This is a genomic window from Microcoleus sp. CAWBG640, from assembly GCF_020883015.1.
In the GTDB taxonomy this organism is placed as follows: Bacteria; Cyanobacteriota; Cyanobacteriia; order Cyanobacteriales; family Microcoleaceae; genus Microcoleus; species Microcoleus anatoxicus.
The window spans coordinates 38,076-44,652 of the sequence record NZ_JAHRFC010000046.1 but is presented as its reverse complement, the minus strand read 5'-3'; the positions used below and the strand labels follow the sequence as shown (position 1 = coordinate 44,652).

13 protein-coding genes and 1 tRNA gene are annotated in these 6,577 nt (G+C 44.1%); 3 read left to right on the top strand and 11 right to left on the bottom strand.

Features of this window, described 5'->3' with window-relative positions; genetic code table 11:
- The first annotated feature begins 50 nt into the window (after positions 1-50).
- The 3 genes from AAFP11_RS20625 (at position 51) to AAFP11_RS20615 (ending at position 1,683) form a co-directional block, all read left to right on the top strand.
- Positions 51-124, top strand: a tRNA-Asp gene (locus AAFP11_RS20625).
- A gap of 83 nt (positions 125-207) precedes the next feature.
- Complete coding sequence (locus AAFP11_RS20620; protein ID WP_341738749.1) at positions 208-1,320, top strand: site-specific integrase; 1,113 nt, start codon at positions 208-210, stop codon at positions 1,318-1,320.
- Between the two features lie 54 nt (positions 1,321-1,374).
- Positions 1,375-1,683 (top strand): hypothetical protein, encoded by a 309-nt coding sequence (locus AAFP11_RS20615; protein WP_341738748.1) that lies wholly within the window; start codon positions 1,375-1,377, stop codon positions 1,681-1,683.
- Positions 1,684-1,776: 93 nt separating this feature from the next.
- Here the strand turns inward: AAFP11_RS20615 and AAFP11_RS20610 are convergent, their stop codons facing one another.
- The 11 genes from AAFP11_RS20610 to AAFP11_RS20560 all read right to left on the bottom strand — a co-directional run bounded on the left by AAFP11_RS20610 (position 1,777) and on the right by AAFP11_RS20560 (position 6,107).
- Positions 1,777-2,199: a L,D-transpeptidase gene (locus AAFP11_RS20610; RefSeq protein ID WP_341738747.1), complete on the bottom strand. Its 423-nt coding sequence runs from the start codon at positions 2,197-2,199 to the stop codon at positions 1,777-1,779.
- A 26-nt stretch (positions 2,200-2,225) separates the two neighbouring features.
- Positions 2,226-2,468, bottom strand: a complete 243-nt coding sequence (locus tag AAFP11_RS20605) for a hypothetical protein (protein ID WP_341738746.1) — start codon at positions 2,466-2,468, stop codon at positions 2,226-2,228.
- Between the two features lie 160 nt (positions 2,469-2,628).
- The gene (locus tag AAFP11_RS20600; RefSeq protein WP_341738745.1) at positions 2,629-2,925 is read right to left on the bottom strand and encodes a hypothetical protein; all 297 of its coding nucleotides are present in this window, start codon (positions 2,923-2,925) and stop codon (positions 2,629-2,631) included.
- A gap of 89 nt (positions 2,926-3,014) precedes the next feature.
- Positions 3,015-3,344: a hypothetical protein gene (locus AAFP11_RS20595; protein ID WP_341738744.1), complete on the bottom strand. Its 330-nt coding sequence runs from the start codon at positions 3,342-3,344 to the stop codon at positions 3,015-3,017.
- Positions 3,345-3,347: 3 nt separating this feature from the next.
- Positions 3,348-3,758: a hypothetical protein gene (locus tag AAFP11_RS20590; RefSeq protein WP_341738743.1), complete on the bottom strand. Its 411-nt coding sequence runs from the start codon at positions 3,756-3,758 to the stop codon at positions 3,348-3,350.
- Positions 3,751-4,008 carry a hypothetical protein gene (locus AAFP11_RS20585; protein WP_341738742.1) on the bottom strand — a complete coding sequence of 86 codons (258 nt, stop codon included), beginning with the start codon at positions 4,006-4,008 and terminating at the stop codon, positions 3,751-3,753. Before AAFP11_RS20585 ends, AAFP11_RS20590 begins: the two co-directional genes overlap by 8 nt.
- Positions 4,005-4,319, bottom strand: a complete 315-nt coding sequence (locus AAFP11_RS20580; protein ID WP_341738741.1) for a hypothetical protein — start codon at positions 4,317-4,319, stop codon at positions 4,005-4,007. Before AAFP11_RS20580 ends, AAFP11_RS20585 begins: the two co-directional genes overlap by 4 nt.
- A gap of 9 nt (positions 4,320-4,328) precedes the next feature.
- Positions 4,329-5,219, bottom strand: coding sequence for a hypothetical protein (locus AAFP11_RS20575; RefSeq protein WP_341738740.1), 891 nt, complete (start codon positions 5,217-5,219; stop codon positions 4,329-4,331).
- 16 nt (positions 5,220-5,235) lie between these two features.
- On the bottom strand, positions 5,236-5,571 hold the full coding sequence (locus tag AAFP11_RS20570; protein ID WP_341738739.1) for a hypothetical protein: 336 nt from the start codon (positions 5,569-5,571) through the stop codon (positions 5,236-5,238).
- Between the two features lie 45 nt (positions 5,572-5,616).
- Entirely contained in the window at positions 5,617-5,961 is a 345-nt protein-coding gene (locus tag AAFP11_RS20565; protein WP_341738738.1) for a hypothetical protein, read from the bottom strand.
- Positions 5,958-6,107, bottom strand: a complete 150-nt coding sequence (locus AAFP11_RS20560; RefSeq protein WP_341738737.1) for a hypothetical protein — start codon at positions 6,105-6,107, stop codon at positions 5,958-5,960. The genes AAFP11_RS20565 and AAFP11_RS20560 overlap by 4 nt, the downstream gene beginning before the upstream one ends.
- Positions 6,108-6,577 lie beyond the last annotated feature (470 nt).

Genomic DNA, 6,577 nt, shown 5'->3' with positions numbered 1-6,577 from the left:
TACGGTTATAAGCATAATAGAAATTGTGCCTGAAAGAAAGGCAAAAACGAGGGACAGTAGTTCAATTGGTTAGAGCACCGCCCTGTCACGGCGGAAGTTGCGGGTTCGAGCCCCGTCTGTCCCGTTCTCTCGTAGTAAAGATTCTACGATTTTCATAAATTTGTCGGATCTACCGCTAACGTAGTTTGCGCTTAAAATCCACTCAAAATGAATATTAATCCGTCAAAAGATAGGAAAGCGATTCGACTTCAGTTTACTGTCGAGGGCGCTAGATTTTCTTTTTCACCTTTGCCCGGTGGAAAGTGGGACAATAAGCGCGATCGGCAATTGGTCGCAGCGATCGCCACGAAAATTGAAAACGATATTCTTGCTGGAAATTTCGATCTATCCTTGGAAAGGTATCGCCATAAATTATCTGCCGCTCAAAATCCGCTTCCAGAAAAAGCTAGTTCCAGAATTTGCTGGCTTGAACTTTGGGACGCCTGGGTTGCCTCTCTTGACCTGCCAATTTCAACCGCAGCCGACCATTACGCTTGCGTCCGGGCGATGATCGTTAAATCGGAGAATCCTCCGCTTGACAATATTGAGTGGCTACAAGTTAGCAAACTGGCTGCGAGCACGTTTAATCGCAGACTGTCCATGTTGCGATCGTGCTTGCTGTGGGCAATAGATGAAGGTTTGGCGAAAGCTAATCCGCTTAAAAAAATCCGCTCTCGCCTAACGACCGAACAAGAGCGACAACTATCTGATGGCAAAAAGACTCCCTTCTCAGATTTGGAAATCCAAAAAATCTTAAGCCACATTGATCGGTTTTATCCAACTTACGCGCCGTTTGTGCAATTTCTGCTTTTTTCTGGTGTTAGAACAGGTGAGGCTGTTGGGTTGACTTGGGAAAATGTTGATTTAGAAAAGCGACTCATTTTTGTCAAACAATCAATTTCTCGTGAAAGAGGAGGATACAAAAAAATCCAAAAGAATCCTAAAACTAGGGATTCTATTCGGACGTTAAGGATGTCCGATCGCGTCTTTGCTCTTTTTGGTTCAATAATTACCGAGAATGCTTGCGGTCTAATTTTTAAAAGTCCCAAGGGGCAAATCATAGATCATGGTAATTTCCGTACTCAATGCTGGAAACCTACGTTATCAGCGTTGGGTATCCCTTATAGGAAGCCCTACGCTACGCGACACACTCTTTTAAGTCAAGCCCTTGAAAGTGGCTTATCAGTGCCACAAGTTGCACAGATAGCCGGCCACCGGGATGGCAAAATGATACTTCAGCACTACGGCCATGTCATCAATCAATCTCAATTGCCCGAGTAGTTTGCAAGTGGTGTGTTAGGAATAGGAGGAATCTAAATATTGTTTTATAACTTTATGTCTGAAGAGTTGGTTGACAGGCTGTCCGCATTTTTGAGCTGTTTTGAGTTGGTGTTTGGCAATGATTGGGATTTTACTAAGGGGATTCTTTGTGAGGATAAAGAATTCTTAGACTGTTTTATCTCCACCACTGGCACTTTCCTTGACCCTTATCCGGGCGAATTTTTTACTGGTGGGAATGGTGATAACTGGGCGAACAGGACGCAACTGTTACATTACTATCGAGGACTAAGAGCTTTTTTGATAAGCGAAGGCTTGTTTACGTCGGAGTTAGTATTTGAGCCCACTTGTATAGAACCCATTTGAGATCTTTTAACGATCGCCCGCAGCAAGCGATCAACTCACAGCAGTAGATCGCTCACAGCAGGCGATCGGCTTCACAGCAGGCTTTGAGTCAACTTATCTGTATTTGACAGAGAGCGGAATTGACTTAATTCCTAATTTTGCGATCGCCTCCATGCGATCGCAAAATCTTTCCCATCCCGATAAATTTTTCAGCACGATACACCCCGCGCTTCCCGGCGCATTCGCATCAAAATGGATACCTAACTCACTTCTAGTATTTCCAGATTCGGACACCGGATCGGGTGTGACGTGGAAGAAGTATCCTTCGATTCCTCTCGTCTCTAGCCAGTAGGGTGTGGTCGGGATTTTGTAAGCAAAGCCCGACGGAATTGGCCCTTTCCCCCTAACCCACTCGTCGCCCGGTTGCTGCCACTGCGCGCAGCCAGAGGTCGCAACATATTCGATTGGTTCGCTGGCATCTGGGTAAAAAAGCTTAAGACTTCCCCAAAGTAGGGAGGTTGAGGCGCTTAGGTCCATTGAAAAAGATAATCGGTGCATTTGTTTTAAATAAAATCGGTATTGAATTCAGGAAGCGAGGATTCTTCTAAGTTTTGCTTTGCCCGAAAGTCGGTGGTTTTTTCCAAGAATTGTTCCAAATCTTTCACTCGTTCAGCACTTACGCTAGTTAAAATTAGTAGCCGATCGATCCTTCTCTGAAATCGCACCAAATATTTTACGGTGACAGAAAACCCTCCTATCAGGCTTATTAGGAGAACTGCAATTTCTAGGGCGTAGATGTAAATCATAATTTTTTTGATTTTTTTTCGATTTTGAATGTCAGATTATTTGTGAGAAAACCCCAAAATACTAGGCTAATTCCTAGCGCTAATCCTCCAGCTCTTTTGTCTATATAGTCGAATTCTATTAAAACCTCTAGAATCCCCGCAGTCAAAGAAAGAAAAGTCGTCAATTTGTCGGGAGTTGGTTCAAGCATTTTACGATAGAAAGATAGTTACGTTGTTCGGTTCTTGCGTTTTTAAAATAAAGTACCGCTGTTGGGACTGTCGTCACCTTTATTTCCTCTATTTGTAGTGGGAATCCGGTGCAATTCACGTCAATGCAGTCCCAGGTTGTTGCAAAGTATTGGTCAATGCCAGCATCGTAAATTCCCCATCGTCTTAAACCAAAAGGCTTGGCTTGCCAGTGTAACAAACAGAAAAACCCTGTAAGTCCAAATTTTTCAATAATGGGATTAAAATCCATTTTTAACTCAAAATCTGGCAAGTGGGGATATGTTAGTTTTACTCTCCCTTGTGAGGACTCGATTATTGGGTTGCTTAACATCGTATTGCTTAACATTGTATTGCAATTATTTGAGCGTGAAAACCGCTGGACGGGTTGATTAGTATCCGCATTGGAAAGCAGTCGTTTCTGTATTTTCCTGGCAGTTGGATTAAGTCTATGGTATTGATTGTTTCAATCCAATCTTTGCACAACCTTTCAATTCCTGGTGCTGTTTCAGCAAAGAGCGCGATTGCTACTTCGATAAACTCTCCAGTCAGCGTGTACTCTCCAGTTGTATTTGACTGAAATACTAAAAAGTCCGCTCCCGAAAACCAATCGGAGTAAGTAGGGGTGGCTGGAGAAATTACGGTATCAAGGATAACTGTCGAACTAGCCATTGTTTATCTGTTTTCGCCGGAGTAGGTTAGCCTCAATGGCGATTTTGGTTCTACTGATTGACTTGAAGAGGTATAGTTGAGAACCTCTTGAATCTGTTCGTTGTGGCCTGCATCCCCAGGGTGGTAAGGTATGAAGACTTTAAAATTACTTTCGCCAGATTTGTTTACCTTAGAACCAAAACAAACTGAAACGGATCTAGGTTCTAAGGTTCCAACTTTTGCGATTATTGGATTGTTAGTAACCACTTGGCGTTCTAAAAGTTTGGGTGTAACAGGCGCTATTGCAACACCGTTTTCGTCGTAAAATTGACGTTGGCTGATAACGGTGTCCTCGAAACTATCCTGAGTGTATCGAATTTTCAAGTCTTTACCTCGGATAGTTTTGAGGGTTTTTATTCTTTCCGCGCTAGTCAACTTCGACTCCGACGACGACAATATTATCGGAGTCTAAGTCTGCTTCAAGTAAGACTTCTGTCGCGCTTTCTTTGTCGTCGAACGAGATAAAATCACATTTCGACGGCTCGATAGTGTTGGTTTTTGCAATTTTAACATCTATCCATTCTGCCGACACCCCGGAAGATCCGTGGGTGATTTTGTGCATCCCGGAAATAGTGATACTTCCGTCACTGTTTACTTCGGTTTTTATCGCAATGTATCGCATCATTGTGTTCCTCTTTTTACTGTTTCTCCAATCCCTTTACTGGTAATTATTAGCGGATTGCCTTCGATTTGTTGCCAGAACAGGAACCATTCCGCTGTCCCCGGTGCAAAGGGATACTCTATTTTTGCGGTATTCCCATCTTCTGTTGTGATAAGAGCGTAGCGAGGGTTTATCGAGGCTGGTAAGTCACAAAATCCCTTGCCTTTGGTTGCCAAAGCTTGGTATATTTCCGGCAGCCAGTCAGACCCTGCGTACAGAGACACGTAGTAAAACGTTTTGCCAGAATCTGACGTGTAATTGCTGCGCCAAAGCATGATGACGTGTTACGGAAGAACGCCTGGGTTTTTGGAAGCGAATCGCTTATCCCACTCCCCCCTGTACCCCAAGCACATTGTGTGGGGGACAGCTCGCAATGCTAGCGCACAAGTCCTAATATCGGCGGGTACTCTACTGCTCATAGGCACAAGTAATTCCGATTTCGCAGAAGTTGTAGAGCTTACAACTTCGTTCGCGCTGTTTGTGGAGACAACTCGACGGTTTTGTAACATTACGACTCGAAAACGTCGATGGTCAAATGTTAGTTGCCTAAAGCCTGGACACCTAGTTTGCGATGTGTTGAGCGGTCCCCCTGACAGGAGGCAGTTGTTGATCGCAGTCGCATACTCTGCGTAGGGCACATTGCCGGGTAAGTTGGTTGCCATTTTGAAAGCCTTGGAGAATTCTCGCGACCCGTCGGTTTCGTAGTTCATTGAACCTACATAACTGGGTTCCTTTTGTCCGGGAGGCGTGTCGGCAATTGGGAGCGGTGTTGGCGGTAACAGGACTGTGTTTGGATCTAGTAGGTCTATCATATTTCTCCAAGTCTCTCCCTCTAAAGAAACACAGACTACCCGTTGAATACTTGACAGAAGAAGTGCTATTGTCGTCGCCTGAGTTACCAGTTGTGTTTTATTGGGTGCTGGTACTGAAACGGTTTTGCCGCTGGAAAACCAAAATTTTAGTTTTCTAGGTGTCCACGCATATCCTTCTTCGTCGTCGCAAGGAATGCCTTTTGTTCCCGCTGGTTCGCCACCAACGGTATCAATGATCGTGTCTATATTTGCGGTACTCAGTCCGTCTGGTATTTTGAAAGTATACGAGTAATTGACTGGGGTATTTCCCCAATCGGGGAGGTAATTATCCCCCCTGAAAGTAATTCCTTCTGGTTTTGCCATTTTATTTTATAGGTTTTTACAGATTAGGCTCCGCAGCCAGTTCCAAGGCTGTGGGCTGCAAATCAAAGGTGAGAGTGTAAGCTTGTCGCAGGGTTCCTGGTGTTACGTTGACACCAGAGGCGATCGAAAGATTTTGTTTTGTGATGGTGGCTTTTGTTGGTCGAGCTGTCGGCGCGAGGCTTGTTACTTGGTTTTGCAAGTGCTCTACTAGCTGTCGAAAAATCTCCATTGCGTTCCCTGTTGTCGCATTGGCTTCGGCTGCTGTTAGACCACTTAGTGTTGCGATCGGGATTCTAATTTCGCCAGATTCAAATGTGTATCCTGGAAAAAGTTGCACGGGTGAAATTTTCATGGTTGTTGGTTGCTCTAGTATTTTGGTGTGAAAAGTCGATCGTGTTTAGATGGTAGGCGGGGTTGGTTCAGGTACCAATTCCAGCACGATTGGCTGCAAATCAAAGCTCACCGTGTAAGTCTGTCGCAATGTTCCCGGTGGCAGATCTGATCCAATTGCGATCGTTGGATCGGGTTTTCCGATTACGCTTCGTGTTGGTTGGGCGACGGGTTCCAAACGCGCGACAAAAATCGCCATTTTGTCGAGGGTTTGTCGAACAAGTTCCATTGCGTTACCCGTCGTCGCATTCGCCTCGGTTGGTGTCAGTCCCAATGTGGCGATCGGAATCGTTATCCTCCCTGTCGATTCATTAAACTCGTATCCTGGGAAAAGCCTCGCCGGTGAAATCATCGTTGTCGCCTGTACTGATTAGCTGTTTTCAGCTTAGGAGCGATCGCCCTTTTTTGGGAAGGTTTTTGTCCGAAAAATCGTTCGTCGAGTTTAAAGGTAAAAACACTCGACGAGCGAATTGCGTCGAAGATTTTTGTGGTTGCCATTCCGCGGGCTAATGCGCAATAATTATTTAAGTATTTATTTATTGCAGGCGACACACTATGCAATCAACTCTTATGACTGTAAAGATAGCGGGCGACTTGTTAATTAGAGTTAAGCAGCGAGCTTTGGATGAAAAAAAGAAGATGTGGGAGGTTGTAAGTGACGCTTTAAATATTTATTTAAAGCAATAAATATTTTTTTTAATATCAATTTATATTACCCGTCGGTTACTCGGCGGGTAATTTTTTTATTGTGTATAAATGCGAAGAAAATATAAGATACATCCTAAAACTTACCCCGGCACTTTTTACTTAAGTGCCGGAACTCAGGTAGATCCGCCTACTTGTATTTCGCTTCGCAGTTATTGCGCCAAGTATTTTTTGAGCAAATCTCAGGTTTTGCAACTACTCAAGAAAAAAGAATTGTGCGCTGTAAGTTTCAAGAAAAAACTTTATGTTGTTGACCTGCCAGT

Coding starts and splice junctions, on each gene's coding strand:
- AAFP11_RS20620 (WP_341738749.1), top strand. CDS start 208: ATGAATATTAATCCGTCAAAAGATAGGAAAGCGATTCGACTTCAGTTT.
- AAFP11_RS20615 (WP_341738748.1), top strand. CDS start 1,375: ATGTCTGAAGAGTTGGTTGACAGGCTGTCCGCATTTTTGAGCTGTTTT.
- AAFP11_RS20610 (WP_341738747.1), bottom strand. CDS start 2,199: ATGGACCTAAGCGCCTCAACCTCCCTACTTTGGGGAAGTCTTAAGCTT.
- AAFP11_RS20605 (WP_341738746.1), bottom strand. CDS start 2,468: ATGATTTACATCTACGCCCTAGAAATTGCAGTTCTCCTAATAAGCCTG.
- AAFP11_RS20600 (WP_341738745.1), bottom strand. CDS start 2,925: ATGGATTTTAATCCCATTATTGAAAAATTTGGACTTACAGGGTTTTTC.
- AAFP11_RS20595 (WP_341738744.1), bottom strand. CDS start 3,344: ATGGCTAGTTCGACAGTTATCCTTGATACCGTAATTTCTCCAGCCACC.
- AAFP11_RS20585 (WP_341738742.1), bottom strand. CDS start 4,008: ATGATGCGATACATTGCGATAAAAACCGAAGTAAACAGTGACGGAAGT.
- AAFP11_RS20580 (WP_341738741.1), bottom strand. CDS start 4,319: ATGCTTTGGCGCAGCAATTACACGTCAGATTCTGGCAAAACGTTTTAC.
- AAFP11_RS20575 (WP_341738740.1), bottom strand. CDS start 5,219: ATGGCAAAACCAGAAGGAATTACTTTCAGGGGGGATAATTACCTCCCC.
- AAFP11_RS20570 (WP_341738739.1), bottom strand. CDS start 5,571: ATGAAAATTTCACCCGTGCAACTTTTTCCAGGATACACATTTGAATCT.
- AAFP11_RS20565 (WP_341738738.1), bottom strand. CDS start 5,961: ATGATTTCACCGGCGAGGCTTTTCCCAGGATACGAGTTTAATGAATCG.
- AAFP11_RS20560 (WP_341738737.1), bottom strand. CDS start 6,107: ATGGCAACCACAAAAATCTTCGACGCAATTCGCTCGTCGAGTGTTTTT.